Source organism: Bradyrhizobium sp. LM2.9, from assembly GCF_054056555.1.
Genome location: NZ_JBSRYJ010000002.1, coordinates 7217843 through 7235413 on the forward strand (window position 1 = coordinate 7217843; position 17571 = coordinate 7235413).

8 protein-coding genes and 3 pseudogenes are annotated in these 17571 nt (G+C 57.7%); 7 read left to right on the top strand and 4 right to left on the bottom strand.

The features are described from left to right. Positions 1 to 1028 precede the first annotated feature (1028 nt). The 3 genes and pseudogenes from ACVWW3_RS36730 to ACVWW3_RS36740 all read right to left on the bottom strand — a co-directional run bounded on the left by ACVWW3_RS36730 (position 1029) and on the right by ACVWW3_RS36740 (position 4782). Positions 1029 to 2631: pseudogene (locus tag ACVWW3_RS36730) on the bottom strand (acyl-CoA carboxylase subunit beta). Positions 2632 to 2712: 81 nt separating this feature from the next. Next, positions 2713 to 3138 carry a biotin/lipoyl-containing protein gene (locus tag ACVWW3_RS36735; protein WP_456651453.1) on the bottom strand — a complete coding sequence of 142 codons (426 nt, stop codon included), beginning with the start codon at positions 3136 to 3138 and terminating at the stop codon, positions 2713 to 2715. 72 nt (positions 3139 to 3210) lie between these two features. Further along, positions 3211 to 4782: an acetyl-CoA carboxylase biotin carboxylase subunit gene (locus tag ACVWW3_RS36740; RefSeq protein ID WP_456651452.1), complete on the bottom strand. Its 1572-nt coding sequence runs from the start codon at positions 4780 to 4782 to the stop codon at positions 3211 to 3213. 702 nt (positions 4783 to 5484) lie between these two features. On the opposite strand from ACVWW3_RS36740, the gene ACVWW3_RS36745 reads away from it, so the two are divergent. From ACVWW3_RS36745 to groL, 3 genes are all read left to right on the top strand, one after another. Beyond that, positions 5485 to 7041, top strand: coding sequence for an ISL3 family transposase (locus ACVWW3_RS36745; protein ID WP_456652106.1), 1557 nt, complete (start codon positions 5485 to 5487; stop codon positions 7039 to 7041). A gap of 2431 nt (positions 7042 to 9472) precedes the next feature. Further along, on the top strand, positions 9473 to 9787 hold the full coding sequence (gene groES, locus ACVWW3_RS36750) for a co-chaperone GroES (protein WP_456651451.1): 315 nt from the start codon (positions 9473 to 9475) through the stop codon (positions 9785 to 9787). Positions 9788 to 9872: 85 nt separating this feature from the next. Then, positions 9873 to 11513 carry a chaperonin GroEL gene (gene groL, locus ACVWW3_RS36755; protein ID WP_456651450.1) on the top strand — a complete coding sequence of 547 codons (1641 nt, stop codon included), beginning with the start codon at positions 9873 to 9875 and terminating at the stop codon, positions 11511 to 11513. 441 nt (positions 11514 to 11954) lie between these two features. On the opposite strand, the gene ACVWW3_RS36760 is transcribed toward groL, so the two are convergent. Next, positions 11955 to 12332 (bottom strand): hypothetical protein, encoded by a 378-nt coding sequence (locus tag ACVWW3_RS36760; protein ID WP_456651449.1) that lies wholly within the window; start codon positions 12330 to 12332, stop codon positions 11955 to 11957. 405 nt (positions 12333 to 12737) lie between these two features. Between ACVWW3_RS36760 and ACVWW3_RS36765 the strand changes: the two are divergent. The 4 genes and pseudogenes from ACVWW3_RS36765 to rtxC form a co-directional block, all read left to right on the top strand. Then, positions 12738 to 13336 (top strand): annotated as a pseudogene (locus tag ACVWW3_RS36765) (transposase); the annotation flags it as partial. A gap of 724 nt (positions 13337 to 14060) precedes the next feature. After that, positions 14061 to 14678, top strand: coding sequence for an aminotransferase class V-fold PLP-dependent enzyme (locus tag ACVWW3_RS36770; RefSeq protein WP_456651448.1), 618 nt, complete (start codon positions 14061 to 14063; stop codon positions 14676 to 14678). A 474-nt stretch (positions 14679 to 15152) separates the two neighbouring features. After that, on the top strand, positions 15153 to 16472 hold the full coding sequence (locus ACVWW3_RS36775) for an O-acetylhomoserine aminocarboxypropyltransferase/cysteine synthase family protein (protein WP_456651447.1): 1320 nt from the start codon (positions 15153 to 15155) through the stop codon (positions 16470 to 16472). 24 nt (positions 16473 to 16496) lie between these two features. Continuing rightward, positions 16497 to 17555: pseudogene (gene rtxC, locus ACVWW3_RS36780) on the top strand (dhydrorhizobitoxine desaturase). Positions 17556 to 17571 lie beyond the last annotated feature (16 nt).

Genomic DNA, 17571 nt, shown 5'->3' on the forward strand with positions numbered 1-17571 from the left:
GGTGCTCCTCCTCTTTGAGATACTTGACATTAGAGCGCGTTGCGCAACTTGCGCGCGTCTCGGCCGGCACCATCGGCGCTCGTTACCGGCAGCGTCTGCTTAGTGGATGTTTGCACTGATCCTAAGTCACTCGTTAGCCATACTTGCGCGCCCCATGACATCATTCTCACCCTTGTTCGTTTTCTGCGTTCAATAGCGAGGCGTCATTCGAAACGGGCGTTGGTGGGGTCATGCAGCTCGGCAACCGGTCCGGCTCGGACCGCGTATGCGTCGTCGAGGCATGCGCGGTGTCAGCTTGAACGTCAGTCCGCTCTGCAATCCTACAACCTGACGCTGCGTAAGAATCAAGCTATCCATGGCGTTCACCTGCAAAGGAGCAAGTGTTCTTTGCTCGAGATCAGATCAGACAATCGGACGGCGAGACGGTGGGTGGTTCCATAGTCGAGCATGGCGGGATCACTTCTTCTGCAACCAGCCCGTCGCGGAATCGTTGACCGCGATCGGTATAATGGCTTGTCTCCTCCTAAGGATTGTTATCATTGGCGATGAATGGACCAACAATCCATCAGTAGGGCGCACCTAGATCTACTGTGACTGACGCGTCCGTTGGTGGATCAGAGTCAGCAGGGCAGCCCGCGCTTGCATCGATCGCGAACTCCAGATGTCGATGGCTTCGACCCGCAGGAGCCCCGCAATTACACCACGCAATGCTAGAAGTGTAACGAGCAGATCATCTCGAGTGTTACGCACTTTGCGTAGTCCCCACGCGAGGTTCGATGCGCGGCCAATCAGGCCTATGCGACCCAGCTCCAGCTGCGTCGACGCAACGCCGTCGTCCTGATCGACAACGTGATCACCGAATTCAACGCCCCACCCGGGTTGATCTATTTGACCAAGGTCGCGAATTCGAGTTCTGCGCGGAATGTGGGCGACACCAATCTGGCTCATGCCGGGGACAGGACGATCCGTCGATTTGGACTCCGGTCAGAGAGTAGAATCCACTGACACGGACGTTCGACTCCTGCCGGCTACATTCGGAATACGCCATAATGGGGCGCTTCGATGGGAGCATTCAGCGAAGCGCTCAGGGCGATCGCGAGTGCACTTCGGGTATCGACTGGATCAAGAATTCCGTCGTCCCAGATTTCAGAGGTTGCATAGTAGGCGCTCGATCGTTCCCGATACTCGTCGAGAAGGGGATCTCGAATGGCTGCTAGCTCCTGCTCTGCGAGTCGCCCACCATCACGGGCCAGTTGTCTGGTCTTAACATGGGTCAGCACACCTGCCGCTTGCTCGGCGCCCATCGCAGAGATCTGAGACTGCGGCCAGGTGAAGACGAACCGAGGATCGAAAGCACGTCCCGCCATAGCGTAGGTACCTACTCCATGCGAGCTGTTGCAAACGACCGTGAATTTTGGGACCGACGCTCCCGAGACGGCCATGATCAGCTTGGCGCCATCCTTGGTTATGCCACGGCGCTCGTATTCGCGGCCGACCATGAAGCCCGTTGTATTCTGCAGGAAGAGCAGGGGCGTCCGGTTCTTGTCGCATAGTTGGATGAAGTGAGCGCCCTTCAGCGCACTTTCGCTGAGCAGCACGCCATTATTTGCAAGAATCCCTATTTGATATCCATGAAGCCGCGCGAAACCGCACAGCAGGGACGTGCCAAAACGCGGCTGGTATTCGTGAAATCGGCTGCCATCGACGATGCGGGCGATGATCTCCCGCATGTCGAACTGCACTCGAGGGTCCTTGGGAACAATGCCGTATAGTTCCGATGCGTCGTAGACAGGGGGTTCCGGGGCGGCTTGATCAATCGGAATCTTCGCGGCCCGATGGAATCGGGCAACGATATCACGTGCGATCGCAATAGCGTGCATCTCGGAGCTCGCGGAATAATCGCTCGTGCCCGACACGCTCGTATGCATGTGGGCGCCCCCAAGCTCCTGTGCCGATACGTCTTCACCGGTAGCAGCTTTCACGACTGGAGGGCCACCGAGAAATATAGCTCCCGTATCCTCGACCATGATGCTGAATTCGCTAAGCGCCGGGACGTAGGCCGCTCCCGCTGTGCAATGACCCATTGCGATCGCGACCTGCGGTACTCCCATCTTGGAGAGAATGGATTGGTTACGGAGGATCCGACCCGCGAAGTAGCGATCGGCGAAGAACTCTGCCTGAAAAGGTAGGAATCCCGCCATCGCACAAATGAATCACTGACAGACGATTCTCGATTGTGATGTCCAAGGCCCGCACTATCTTCTTGACAGACAACGGATACCATGCGCCGCCCTTCACGCTTGCGTCATCTGCATGAACCATCACCTCGCGACCCGCGACGATCCCGATGCCGACGACCTGTGCCGCGCCGGGGACTTCGCCGTTATAGGCCTTGTTAGCGGCCAGCGTTGAAAGCTCGAGGAACGGAGTATTTGGATCGAGCAAGGCGTCGATTCGATCTCGTACAAACAGCTTATTCTGACGTCGAAGGCGCTCGAGCTCCCGCTCGGGCCGCTGAAAGCGGACAGCACGTTGCCGCTCCTTCAACTCGTCAGCAAGCCGCCTGTTGTGGAGCGCGTTTTGACGAAAGTCTTGCGAATTGACATTCGCCCCAGAAGCGATTCGTAGCAATTCAGCGCCCTTCTTTCGATAGCGTAATCAGCACAGCATCCCGCTCGAAGCTCTCCCCTTCTTTGAAATGGATTCGATCGACTACGCCATGCTGTGACGAGCGAATAATAGTTCCAGCTTCATGCTCTCAATCATCATCAGCGCCGCGCCTGCGGATACCGGTTGACCAGGCGAAACCGCGATCGTAACGACTACTCCCGGCATCGGTGCGCGGGTCATGAGCGAACGTTCCTCTTGGTTCACGCAAGCGAGCGTTCGCAACGGGTCGCTGTAGCGCAAAACGCGCGTTATGCCACGGATGTGGACGTGAATCAGATCGCCTTCGATGACGAAGCGGACCCGTTCGGTCTCGCCGGCAATAGTCAGGACACCTGAATTCTCGCCGTATTGCGCGAACGCGACCGGGGAAATGACTTGGTCGCGTAAGTGAAGATGATAGGAGCCGGATTGGCAGGGTGAAAGCCATAACTGATGGTCGACGCCATCAACCTCGACGGAGTGATACATGTCAATTTCTCCAATGGCCCAGCGAAGCGTGAAGCGCGGGCACGGCATCGGCCGATTCGCGGACTTGTCGGGTCAGGAGAGCAGCTGATGCCAGGAATGCCGGTAGGGCGGTAGCAGAGTTACCAGCGGCAATGTGCGGGTTTTCCTCCAGATATCCTGTATGAAACTGTCCGCGGACAAACGACTCGTCGGAAAGGATGCGGGCGAGGAAGCTAGCGTTTGCTCGCAGCCGAGAAGAATGACACCCTGAATCGCGTGATTGGCCGTCGCGGTGGCCAATGTGCGCGTCGGCGAATGCGCGATGATCTTTGCGAGCATGGGATCAAACGCAGTGGTGATTGGCTGACCCTGCGTGATGCCGCTGTCAATCCGTACCCCGCTCGGATACTCGAGAAGAAGTACTTTGCCGGACGTCGGAACATAGCCTCGTTCGGGGACTTCAGCGTACAGCCTTACTTCGATAGCGTGGCCGTTCGAAACGATATCTGACTGAGCAAAACCAAGTTCTCGGCCCGCGGTGGCATAGACCTGTTCGGCGACAAGATCGATGCCGGTGATCATCTCAGTCACGGGATGTTCGACTTGTAGGCGCGTATTCATCTCGAGAAAGTAGAATTCTCCTGCATCGAAAATGAACTCGACGGTTCCTGCGTTTTGATAATTCGCGGCGCGTGCGATACCGACCGCGGTCTCGCAGATGCGTTTCCGTAGTTCTGGCGACAGGGCTGGCGAGGGCGCTTCCTCGATGATCTTCTGGAAGCGGCGTTGTACCGAGCACTCCCGCTCAAACAGATGTACAATGTTCCCATAAGAGTCGCCGAGTACCTGCACTTCGATATGCCGCGGGTTCTCAATGTAACTTTCGACGTAAAGCCGGTGATCCCCAAAATACCGTTGCCCCTCAGAGCGAGCCTGCTCAATGGCGCCTTCCAGAGCATCGACATCGCGTACAATGCGCATGCCCTTGCCGCCCGCGCCCCCTGACGGTTTTACCAGCAAAGGGGTTCCAATTGCACGCGCTCTGGAGACGAACGTCGCTGGATCGTCCTCCTCAATTGCAGATGGGGCCACTGGAAAGCCGTTCGACTGGACGAAGTTGCGGGCCCGAATCTTATCGCCCATCAGTTCAATAGTTTCGGGTGCGGGGCCGATGAACGCAATGCCGGCCTTTATCACGGCCGTGGCGAATTGAGCCTGTTCGGAAAGAAATCCATAACCTGGATGAACAGCGCCGGCGCCCGCCTTGTGAGCGGCGGCGATAATTTGTGCGATGTCCAGATAGGCCGCGATCGGCGTCTGCCCGCTGATAAGAATCGCTGTGTCGGCCATGGAGACTGCCGGGCTTCGCGCATCGACCTCGTGGTAGACAACTGCAGAACGAAGGCGCAGCTTTCGCAACGTCTTGATGATGCGGGCAGCGATCTCGCCTCTGTTGGCGATAAGGACTGTATCGAAAGGCATTGTGTGCATTCGTATCCAAACAAACAACTCAAACGAGACTTCGAGTCCCGTGTTTTCTTGGCGGTATCGCCAATGGAGGTCGCGACATTGATGACTCAAGCTCGCCTGCTTGGCTCTGAGACACGCAGTGATGGCGGTGCGATCCGGGATGCGGGTGCTACGCAGGCGAAACACGTCCTCCATGCAAGCGTCTTTCTTCGCGTCGGTCGGCAGCTGATCTCGCGCAACCCGCACACTCGAGCACAGAGATGCCGTTGCACAATAAGAACTACTGCACAGCAGTTGGCTTTGGGACGCAAAAACCAATGCGTTCGTTGTGTGCGTGTCACGATATCCTCTTTAGGTCGGTACGTTGCGGTAGTGGTGTTCCTGCGCAAGGCACAGTATGGCCTGTCTACAGAGAAAAACAGGCCGGACCGTTCAAGTCGTTGATGGCTGCGGAAGTGTTGCTTTGTATGCTAGAACCGAAGGCTGCGATTTGTTGACGATTTACAATCAGCATGCCGATGTCGTCGTAACGCGTGTTGTCTTGCCGGACTCGCCTCGCAAGTTTGCCTGGTCTCCGGACGAGCTGATCGAGCAAGTTGCGCGTCGACAAGGCGCTAACGTCTTCCCGACGGCAAAAAAGGCCCGGCCTCATTTTGGAAGCCGGGCGAAGTCAGGGGGAGGAGCGACGCTGCTACACATCGCCCCGACCGTCGGCAAGGGAGAGTTGCCGCCGGCTCATTTACGGCGAGCGTTCGCCGCAAATTCGAAATACGACAAGATCGTTATGCCATCGCCCCACACCCTAGGAGTGTCATTCGGCCTGCAATATTGGCTCTGACTCACTTTTGATGAAGTTCAGGCGCCGGCTCGCGTTGGTTTCACAAGGGAATCAACATGATGCAGCGAGCCCTGCGACCGTCGGCCCTGATCCCTCCTGGGTTTGACGTGGAGAGCGCCGTCTGTGATGGCGCCACGACCGTGATCACCGTCCGTCCCAGGAGCGACAAGAGTCTGTGTCCCGGATGCGGAGCCAGTTCCGGGCGAATTCATAGCCGATATCAACGATGTCTTACCGATCTGCCGCTGGCGGGGCGGCCGGTTCGCCTGGTGGTCGTGGCGCGTCGCTTCCGCTGCTTCACCGTTATGTGCAGTCGACGTATTTTCACCGAGCGGTTCGATGACGGGGCTCTGGCGCCGTGGGCGCGGCGAACGGCGCGGCTCGATCTTCTGGTCCATCACCTTGGGCTTGCCCTGGGTGGCCGCCCGGCCGCAAGTTTTGCCCGTCGACCTATGCTGCCCGTGAGCAACGATACATTGCTTCGGGTCGTGCGAAGGCGCGGTTGCCAGCCCTTTGCTGTGCCGAGCGTGATCGGTATCGACGACTGGGCCTGGCGGCGCAATCAGCGGTACGGAACAATCATCTGCGACCTCGAGCGGCGACGACCGATCGCGCTGTTGCCCGACAGAGAGCCCGCTACGGCACAGGCTTGGCTGGCGGGGCAGCCGCAAATTGCTGTGGTCGCGCGCGATCGCGGCGGTGGTTACGCCCTTGCTGTAGCCAAGGCGCTCCCGCAGGCCACCCAGGTTGCTGACCGCTGGCATTTGATGGAGAACGCCAGCCACGCCTTCCTCGATGCGGTCCGCAAATCCATGCGCCAGGTTCGTGTGGCGGTCGGCGCCGCCACAATTAATCCTGCCTTGCTCACTTCCGCCGAGCGCATCCAGTACGAAGGCTATCTACGGCGTGAGGACACCAACGCGGCAATCTTCAGACAGGCTGAGACGGGTGTCTCCATAAAGGAGATCGTGCGACTTACGGGACATAGCCGGGGCCTCGTTCGCAAAGTTCTGCGAGGTCAGCGAACGGATGTGTTCAGGGTGCGCGAGAGCTCACTCGAGCACCATCTGCCATGGCTCGACGCCCAGTGGGCTTCAGGCCATTATAACGGAGCCGACCTGTGGCGTCGCCTTAAGGTGCTAGGCTTTAGGGGCTCTGAGCGAGTTGTTAGAGAGTGGACGACACGCCGTCGGCGCGCCGAAACGCCCGATGTTCAAAGTATACAGCGCGTGCCGTCTGCCAGAACCATCGCCCGCCTGATGACCAATGGCCGCGATGCGCTATCAAAGTCTGAGACCGTTACCATCGCGGCGATCGAGAAGGGCGTTCCTCTGCTGGTGGAAGCTCGCGAAATCATCATCGCTTTCCACGCCATGATCCGCAAGAAGACTCACGTGGATCTTGATCCATGGCTGGAACGAGCATGCGCAAGTCTCGTCGCATCCTTCGCCAACGGCATCACCAATGACAAGGCCGCCATCAACGCTGCGATTACAACATCTTGGTCTAACGGGCAGACCGAAGGTCAGATTACCAAGCTCAAGCTCGTCAAGCGTCAGATGTACGGGCGCGCCAAGCTCGATCTTGTTCAGGCGCGCTTGATCGGCGCTACATGATCACCAATGCACCAAAATTGCGTCAGAGCCAAAGTTGCAAGCCGATTGACACCCTAGGAGTAGCTTACGTTCGTTTGTCAGAGGTCGCGATCTCATTTCAAGATCGTACAATGTGACGTTACGTGCGATTCAAGGCCTTTCAACGAGATGATCGCACAAATTTGTCCAAGCTCCTGGCATCCCGGAAGTAGCCAGGTCCGTACGTAACGCACTATCCATTCTGTCTACGGCTGGGGGCTTGCCCGTGAAGGCGCTGCGCCGGCGCGCTGCGTAAGATCTGTCCTCCGGTCCAGGATCTGGTCGACTCGGCGGCAGAGACAACAACCCTTCCTTGTCGCTTCAAACGGCATTGCTCAGAAGTTAACGCTCTGATGACGGTCAGCTTACCAATTCGAACCGGCCGGTCTCGAGCCGATAAAGACCCCCGACGACTTCGAGCCTATTCTGCTCGATTGCTAAATTTAAAATCGGAGCCGCCGATTTGAGCTTATTGACGCCGTTCTCAAGTGCTTCGAAGGTAATCTAACGTCACAAACTAGTAGTAAGACTGTGCAAGGTTGGCGGTCCGCCGGACAATTTCAGGTGCCGAACACCCGGCCTTCGGCTGTGGCCGCCGCAAACGAAATCCTTCCGTGCGCCAACGCACCGATGCCGAGATCAAGCGCGTGTCGAAAGGCGAATCGCGCCATGCTCGAGACCTTTGATTATGAAACGCTTGTCGACCTTGGCACCATGTCAGCGTCGGAGCACCAGAGACTCGGGAGATCACGACCGCTGTTGCCCGCCGGTAAGACCAACCTCTCCCTGGCACGCCGCATCGATCGGAGATCGGTGAGTCGCGAACCACCATGGTGGCTGCTCTTAATGAACAACCAAGAGACGTTGCCCTGAGGTTTTTTGACGAAAGCCGAGAGCCAGTGCTTGATTCTGTGGAGCCAGTTCTTGTTCTGACCCGAGGGAACCTGCGCAGGTGATTGGGTATGTAGGGCCTAAGGGTGCGTTGCGCTTGCAAATAATTATGATCGATCCCGCGGATTGCGAGTCACTTCTTGCAATGCCTGCGAATTGCGAGAACGACTGCCGTCTCGGCGGGCTCGTCACTGGGTCCTCCGCACTATTATGGCGCCGTCCTGACATGTGCTCGCGCTCGCTGCACAAAGCCGCGGCAAATTCTCCGCGGCCGTCTTGAGCACGTGCCGTTGCAAGCTACGCGCGCCATAAATGCTTCTAGAGGGCTTCTTGAAGGAGAGCGCTTGTCGTGACCGCAGTTGTAAGAGCCGCCCAATTGCGTCGTTAGGGCCGCATTATCATGTCCACTTCACGCCGCCCAAGTCCGCAGACCAGACGGCTCTGCCACAAGGCCTGGCGGACCTGGGGGAACTTAGATTCACCTGACTAGTTTGAGTCCGTATCCCGCCGGCGGCGGCCGTCTTGTATAGTTTGAGAGGCGGCCGAGGATTTGATCTTAAGGCTAGCTTTGAGATCACGTAGCGAAAGGGCGCCGAACGTCGGTGGCGACGGAGTTGCGACGAGAAGGTTCCCCATTTGCAGGCTGGCGAGACGCTCTGCGGCCTCGCGCTCCGGTACGGGGAGCTCACAGCCGGCTGTTCACCAGGCGTCGACAAGCGCGCCAGGGGCGACCGGGCGGAGATTTCGTGCCAGCTCTTGTTCCTGTCGAGATCACACCTGCGCCGGCGGTATCGATCAGCACGCCGCTACCGGTGTCTTCACAGCTCGCCCATCGCGTCAGGATTCAGTTGAATGCCTTGGCCAGGTCATGGCCGCGGGACAGTTTGGCGAGCTGCTCGCGCATATAGACCTGTCGCGATGCGGGCAGAGGCCCTCTCGCGCAAACCGGGACATCGGCGCGCTCGCTGTCTGAAGCACCGGCGATCCGTCCAGCAGCGACTTCGGCGCGCAAAGGTGATCTGAAACTGGACCAGGTGCCGAACGATCTGAGCGCGTTCTGCGCTAGCTCTCGCAGCCAGCGTTGCCTGGCCTCGAGTTGCTGAGTATCGGATCATCGATCAAGCGGATCGATACCCCAATTCGCGAGCTCTGCGTCAGGTTCTAAACGCATCGCAATCTTAGAACGAAGTCAGCCGACGATTCGCATTTGAACCGGCACCAGATCGGCTGGCCTTTACCAGCTCGAATTTAGGGCAGAGGAATTGAACTGTTAGGCGACAAGGTTGAGAGACAGAGCCGTACGACTCACTCAGAAGAAGGTCGGGTGCTCGGCGGCAAGCTCGAGAACGTGATCTGGGGCAGCCCCCACAGAGACCCCGTGCGCTGAGCCGATTTTCCTGCTACAAACACTTGTTCCCCAAAAAATCGGTCCTATTTCAGCTGCGCCTGCGTTGGCACTCGCGGGCCGCGATTGCTAGCAATCGGGAAATCTTCAATTGGTGTAAATGCTTAGGAGATCTGCATGGAATTCCGTCCGCTTCACGACCGCGTCGTGGTCAAGCGCATTGACGCAGAAGAAAAGACCGCTGGCGGCATCATCATTCCGGACACTGCCAAGGAAAAGCCTTCGCAAGGTGAAGTCATCGCCGTCGGCCCCGGCGGCCGCGACGAGAGCGGCAAGCTGATCCCGATTGACGTCCTGGTCGGCGACCGCGTCCTGTTCGGCAAGTGGTCAGGCACCGAGGTCAAGATCGACGGCCAGGAGCTGTTGATCATGAAAGAGAGCGACATCCTGGGCGTTCTCACCGACGTGCCCGCCAAGAAGAAGGCCGCCTAAACCATCGCTCGCACCGCTCATCCTGAGGAGCGCCTGCTGGGCGTCGCCAAGGGTGAGACCAAGTAAAACATTCAGGAAAACCCACATGTCAGCCAAAGAAGTCAAGTTCGGCGTAGACGCCCGCGACCGCATGTTGCGCGGGGTCGATATTCTCAACAACGCGGTAAAGGTCACGCTCGGTCCGAAGGGCCGCAACGTCGTGCTCGACAAGTCGTTCGGCGCTCCCCGCATCACAAAGGATGGCGTCACCGTCGCCAAGGAGATCGAGCTCGACGACAAGTTCGAGAACATGGGCGCGCAGATGGTGCGCGAAGTCGCCTCCAAGTCCGCCGATGCGGCCGGCGACGGCACCACCACCGCCACCGTGCTCGCGGCTGCGATCGTTCGTGAAGGCGCCAAGTCGGTTGCCGCCGGCATGAACCCGATGGATCTGAAGCGCGGTATCGATCTGGCGGTGGAAGCCGTGGTCGCCGACCTCGTCAAGAACTCCAAGAAGGTCACCTCGAACGACGAGATCGCCCAGGTCGGCACGATTTCGTCCAACGGCGACCAGGAGATCGGCAAGTTCCTCTCCGACGCCATGAAGAAGGTCGGCAACGAGGGCGTCATCACGGTTGAAGAAGCCAAGTCGCTCGAGACCGAACTCGAGGTTGTCGAAGGCATGCAGTTCGACCGTGGCTACATCTCGCCCTACTTCGTCACCAACGCCGACAAGATGCGCGTTGAGATGGACGACGCCTACATCCTCATCAACGAGAAGAAGCTCTCCTCGCTGAACGAGCTGCTCCCGCTGCTCGAGGCCGTGGTGCAGACCGGCAAGCCGCTGGTCATCGTCGCCGAGGAGGTCGAAGGCGAGGCTTTGGCCACGCTCGTCGTCAACCGTCTGCGCGGCGGTCTGAAGGTCGCGGCCGTCAAGGCTCCGGGCTTCGGCGATCGCCGCAAGGCCATGCTGCAGGACATCGCGATCCTGACCGGCGGCCAGGCCATCTCGGAAGATCTCGGCATCAAGCTTGAGAACGTCACGCTCAACATGCTCGGTCGCGCCAAGAAGGTGATGATCGACAAGGAGAACACCACGATCGTCAACGGCGCCGGCAAGAAGGCCGACATCGAGGCGCGCGTGGCCCAGATCAAGGCGCAGATCGAGGAAACCACCTCGGACTACGACCGTGAGAAGCTCCAGGAGCGTCTGGCCAAGCTCGCCGGCGGCGTCGCGGTGATCCGCGTCGGCGGCGCGACCGAAGTCGAGGTGAAGGAGCGCAAGGATCGCGTTGATGACGCGATGCATGCGACCCGCGCGGCTGTGGAAGAAGGCATCGTCCCGGGCGGCGGCGTCGCCCTGCTCCGTGCTTCCGAGCAGCTCAAGGGCCTGCGCACCAAGAACGACGACCAGAAGACCGGCGTCGAGATCGTGCGCAAGGCGCTGTCGGCTCCCGCTCGCCAGATCGCGATCAACGCCGGTGAAGACGGCTCGGTGATCGTCGGCAAGATCCTGGAGAAGGAGCAATACGCCTACGGCTTCGACTCGCAGACGGGCGAGTATGGCAACCTGGTCAGCAAGGGCATCATCGACCCGACCAAGGTGGTCCGCACCGCGATTCAGAACGCAGCCTCGGTTGCGGCCCTGCTGATCACTACCGAGGCCATGGTCGCCGAGCTGCCGAAGAAGAACACTGGCGCGCCCGCGATGCCTCCGGGCGGCGGCATGGGCGGCATGGACTTCTGATCCAACTCTCTCAAAAATGCAATCCCCGGCAGAAAAATGCCGGGGTCATTTTTTGCTCGCGACTTTTTTAGTTCGTTGTTCTGATCTCGCGCTATGCGCTCTGCGGAAACGACGATCGGCCGTTGCTAGACGTTCCGCTTGGGGTTTCGCGAGTCTGCTGGTAGGCATGTCACCGGTTGACAAGCGGATGATCGCCGTTTTGCACAGTGTTTCCCTGCGGCTTCAACATCGGCGGCCGGTCAAGGCGAACACCTGAGAACGCCCGGTCGCGATAGCCACCCATTGGCGCTACTGACTTAAATAGCATCGGTTCGCGCGCCTATCCATCGCCGTAAACGGATGCGCGAGCCAGGTGGTGGTCCCCGGGAAGAGCGATCCTCATCTCTCCTAAATGGGCCGACCTGTTGCACCGTCCACAATCAGAAGAAGAACATCGCCGACTCAATCGAGACGGAAGATCTTTCGCCCAAGCGCTACAATTTCCTGGTCGGTCGGAGGATTACTTGTCTCGACGTGCAGCGTGAGATCCGGCCTGTTCACTCTCAGGAAGTTCATCAGCTCGGTCTTCTCGGTTCCCGGTCCGATGATCAGCAGATCAGTGCAGCTACTCAGGGCCCGACCTACCCTGACGACAAACGTCGGATCGTCATTCACGTCGGCAGAGCCAGTATTCGCTTTGCAATCAAGACGCTGGGGCGCCAAATGCGCGCGTACGGCCGTCGCGCTGACGCCCGTTAAACCTGTGGAGAATATCTTAGCAATGAGGTGGTCGATCCACACGACCGCGTGCGAATGAATCTGAGTTGTCACGTCGCTCATAAATGGATTCCATTGCATTTGGTGATTCACCTTTCCGTCGGAGCGCAAGCCCGCACGCAAATTTCCTGCGGCTGACAATGCCAATCATGGCTCAAGTGATCAGCGTAAACCGACTCGCTACGTTGATGTAACCGGGAACAGATCGCGTTAAGTGAGCGCTGTGCAGCTGGAAAGTGTCCACAATTTCATGCCGCACGCCGTCTTCTTGACGATCGAAGGCTTGTGCATTTTCCGCTCCATGTCGCCCACTGCTCCGAGATGGAGTTAACGCACCATTGCGAATGCTCGAGCGCAAGAAGCAGAGCTCTTGTGGCTGTGAGACTTCTAGCAGTCTGCTGAAAACCCCCCTCGCCAGGGAGGGGACTTGATGATTCACTTTATCATCTCGAATGGGCGGAGACGATCATGCGCGGCAGGTTTACGGATCAGGGCGGCCTGTTTTCGTACATCGCGCCGGATAAACGTGTGCCAGCGAACCATCCGCTGCGGAAGGTCCGGGAACTTGTCCGGGATGTTTTGAATGATTTGAACCGCAGCCTTGGAAAGCTATACGCCAGCGAGGGACGTCCTTCGATCCCTCCGGAGCAATTGCTGAGCGCCTTGCTGCTGCAGGTGTTCTACGGCTCCGCTCGGAACGCCAGCTGATGGAGCAGCTGGACTACAATCTTTTGTATCGCTGGTTCGTGGGACTGTCGCCGGACGATCCGGTCTGGGACCCGACCACCTTTACCAAGGACCGGGAGCGGCTGCAGAACGGCGATCTGTTCACGAAGTTCATGACCAGGCTTCTGAACCATTCTCAGGTCAAGCCGCTATTGTCGGACGAGCATTTTTCGGTGGACGGAACGCTGATCGAAGCCTGGGCTTCGCAGAAGAGTTTTCGCCCCAAGGACGGCAGCGGCGACGATGATGACGGCGCCAACTTCCGTGGCCAGAAACGCAGGAACGACACCCATGCGAGTACCAGTGACCCGGACAGCAGGCTTTATCGCAAGGCGGCCGGACTGCTTCGAGCGCGTTTTTAGCTTTGGAGCTTGATGGGACTCATCTTTGACATCGTGCACATACTGTGGCGCCTCGGATTACATGCGACACAGCCGCATTATCTGAAAAGTTTCACACGATAAGCTATCTGAGGGGCTTGAATCGCACCTTACGTCAAGATGCAACGTGTCGAAATAGGGGCGACAGACTTCGGCACCCGAAGCCGTCCCAACGAGTAACATAGAGTGCGAATGTCCCAAATCCTGGGCTCACGCAAGGCGAGCCCGATCATCAACGACTGTCGTGAAGCTTCCTGTGTCTGAGTCATAGCAACGCGCGTCCGACGGATGCGCTTGGCTCACCGTCGGATCGTAAGACGCCGCTCACACGCAAGTAGTGGCTGACGTGCCTGTGAGCGACGCGAGATGGTGGCCCTCAAACCTGCATCTCAATGCCAGAAGGAAGCTGATGCTTCGCGGCAAGTGCGAACGGCAACGTGGTGCGGTACCGGGAGATCTGCGGGCTTTACGCAGATCGTTCTTAATCTGCGACTAGGATCAGGGTCTCGTTCACTCGGGTTTCGATCGTCGTCACGCGAAGAACATCGTGTGACTCTGCCGAACTGCGATGGGCACTACATAAGGAGATCGTGTGACGAGACAACTAAACGGGGGTGGTGTGACAAGACAACGTGCTTTGCTGACGCCTGGGCCAATGTCGTTATCGTCGGCAGTGAAGGCCCAGATGCAGCTCGACCTCGCATCGCGCGATTGCGAGTTCAAGGAAGTGACCGCTCGCATGAGGCGGCTGATGCTCAATGTGTCGGGCAACGCGAAAGGCTATTCGGTCGTTCCTATCCAGGGTGGCGGCTCCTTTGGAATGGAAGCTGCTCTCTCTTCATTTGTCACCCAAACCGACCGGCCGCTTGTTTGCATAAACGGCATCTATGGCGAGCGCATTCTCAAAATTCTGCGGCTGTGGGGCGTCCAAGCGGTGACTCTTATCAAGCGAGCCACCGAACCGTTGGACCCTGAGGAAGTCATCGCGCGTTTGAACCGAGATTCAGGTATCACGCACGTATGCTTGGTCCACTGCGAGACTACGACCGGGATTGTGAATCCGCTCGAACCGATCATAGAAGGAGCAAGGCAGCGTGGTGTAAAGACTATCGTCGACGCAATGAGTTCTTTCGGCAGCGTCGACATCGACCTAGGCCGAGGCGGGCCAGACGTCTTGGTTACGTCGAGCAACAAGTGCGTCGAAGGTCCGCCAGGGCTGGCTTTCGTTATTGCCTCTCGTGAGCTTCTTGAGAATGCAGTTGAAGAGCCAAGATCGTTTGTGCTCGACGTGAGAGATCAATGACGCTCGCTTGAGCGCACTGGTGAATGGCGATCGACCCCACCAACGCATATCGTTCAGGCAGTCACAATGGCATTGGAGGTCCTGAGCATCGAAGGCATAGATGCCAGGCGCCGTAGGTATGAGAAGATAAGAGGCAGCGTCATAACAGAGCTGGAAGGAGTGGCGTCCCCACTGCTTCCAGCGAACCTCCAGTCGCCGGTTTGCGTGGCGTTCACCGCGCCAGCTGGCATCTCCGACCAGGTAGCGTTTGACTGCCTATATCGGCACCTGGCAGCCCATAACCTCTACATCTACTCTAAACTGCATCTTCCTACGCGCAGTTTTCGGATCGGCTGTATTGGCGAGATTCAATCCAATTGGATTGAGCAGTTGGGCTGTGCCTTTCGCACATACTTCCGCTCCGGTGAGACTCTGCCCGTGGGACGAGTGTCAGCCCAGGAAACACGCGAGAGCCCTACAGAGATATCGCGCCCAATGGTGAGCATCGCACGGCATTCATATTCGATCGAAACTGCTGTTCTGCACGCAGGATACCGTCGTGATCCGGTGACAAAAGCTGTGGCAGTGCCGATCTATCAGAATACGGCCTATGAGCTCGACGGTAATTTGAGCCATATTGCTGACGTCTATAACGTGAAGGCTGATGGTTTCACGTACACTCGGATCATCAATCCGACGACCCGGGCGCTGGAAAAAAGGTACGCTGCCGTCGACATGGGAAGCGACTCGCTGGCCGTTGCATCAGGTCAAGCGGCGACGTTTCTTGCGATCGTAAACTTATCAAGCGGTGAGGTGGGCGATAACGTCGTCGCTTCTCCGTATCTATACGGCAATACCTGGAATCTTCTCCACAACACGTTGAAACGTCTTGGTATCAACGTAAGGACGGCAGACCCTCGAAACCCCGAGACGTTCGAACGCGCCATTGATGATCGCACGATATGTCTGTTCGGGGAGATCATCTCCAATCCCTGTCTGATTCCGCTTCCCGTCCAGCAGCTGGCGGAGATCGGCAGAAGGCACGGCGTCCCCTTGGTTGTAGACAATACGACAACCCCGCTGGTTTGCCAGCCGTCAGCTCTCGGCGCCGCGATTACGACGTACTCTGCCACGAAATACATTTGCGGTCATGGGACGACGCTCGGCGGACTGATCGTCGACAACTGTGGGTTCGACTACCGGGGAAGATCTCGCTTCCCTCTGTTCAATAGTCCGGACGATGCGCACGGCGGGATCATCTGGCGCAAAGCGTTGGCGGAGCTCGACGACCTCGGAAAGAGCGAATTTCGTCTCAAGGCGCGTATGACTTGGTTGCGCGATACTGGCGCGGCCATCGCCCCTTTTGCGAGCTTTCAACTCATTCAGGGACTTGAAACGCTACCTCTTCGCATGAAGCAGCACTGCGAAAATGCCAGGATTGTAGCCAACGTTCTGAAGGAACATCCGAAAGTGTGCCGTGTCTTCTACCCGAGCCTTTTTGAGGGAGCTGACCGAGAAATCATCGATCAGACACTTAATACCGGGTATGGGCACGGGGCGATGATCATGTTTGAGGTGGAGAACGAGCAAGCCGGCCGCAAGTTCATCCAGAACGTCGAGCTGATGTATCACGTGTCGAATGTGGGGGACGCCCGCACGCTGGTAACCCATCCTGTCTCTACGACCCACACCACCGTCCCACGGGAAAAGCGCGAAGCGGCCGGCATATTTGGTGGCTCCATCCGGCTTTGCGTCGGCATCGAAGATGTTAGCGACATCATCAAGGACTTGGAAAAAGCGCTTTCCGCAATCTGACAACCGATTATGAAAAGGGTTCTCATGAAACAGGCAGATGCTTGGAAATTGAGGTCGTCACGTTTTGAGGCGGTTCAATTTGGCCGCGAGATCAACCAGCAGCTCTCCGCCGCTGAGGCCTGACAACGTGACGGGAGCTGCTTACATCGCGAAAGACTACGCTGTGATCGCAGCTTGCGTGCTGGCGACGGTTCATGTGTCATGGTGGTTATATCCCCTCGCAGTTCTGTTGATTGGCGCCTACCAGCGTGGATTGACGACAATCGCTCACGATGCGGCTCACCGCACCCTCGCGAGCAACACGACCTGGAATTATACCCTGGGCATTTGTTCGCGTCCTATCCTTTGTTCCAGCGCCACTGGGCATACCGGATTTCACACGTCTACCTGCATCACCCGAATCTCGGCGATCCGGAGAAGGATCCCGACTTGAAGTTCTTCTTGGCCAGCGGCGTTTACGAAGTTGTGCCTCCTAAGCAGTACGCCTTCAACATCATCTGGAAGCCGATACTGGGTGGCGCGACAGTCGCGTATCTGAAGTACCTTTGGACTAATCGGTTTTCGATCACAGATGCCGAGGACCAGAGCCGGTCGGGAATCCTCATCGACAAGTATGGCTTTTATCTCTTTTGGACGCTCATATTCGGTGGGTCATACCTTCTTGGACTGCTCCACGTCCTCGTCCTGTTTTGGATCGTGCCCTATCTCACCACGTTTCAAGCTCTCGGCTGGTTTATCGAGCTCGCCGAGCACTCACCTATGTGCGAGACCGAGACAACGAACGTCTACCTGACCCGGAATAGAAAGGGGAATTTTATCGAGCGAGCCATTGTCGGTCAGAATCTGGATGAATACCACCTTGAGCACCATCTGTCGCCCGGCATTCCTTTCTGGCTCTTGCGCAAAGCTCAGAAAATTTGAATGCAGGATCCTCATTACGCAAGTGTTGCCGCAACCTGGGGAGGGCTCTTCGTCAAGGGCCCTCAAGGTCAACCCAGCGTAATTGCCCAGTTGAAGGAGCGAAATCGATGCTTGTATGAGCAGTCTCTGGCCAGTCCCGAGGCGAAGGAGCAGTTGGCTTGATATCGCGGCGAACAGA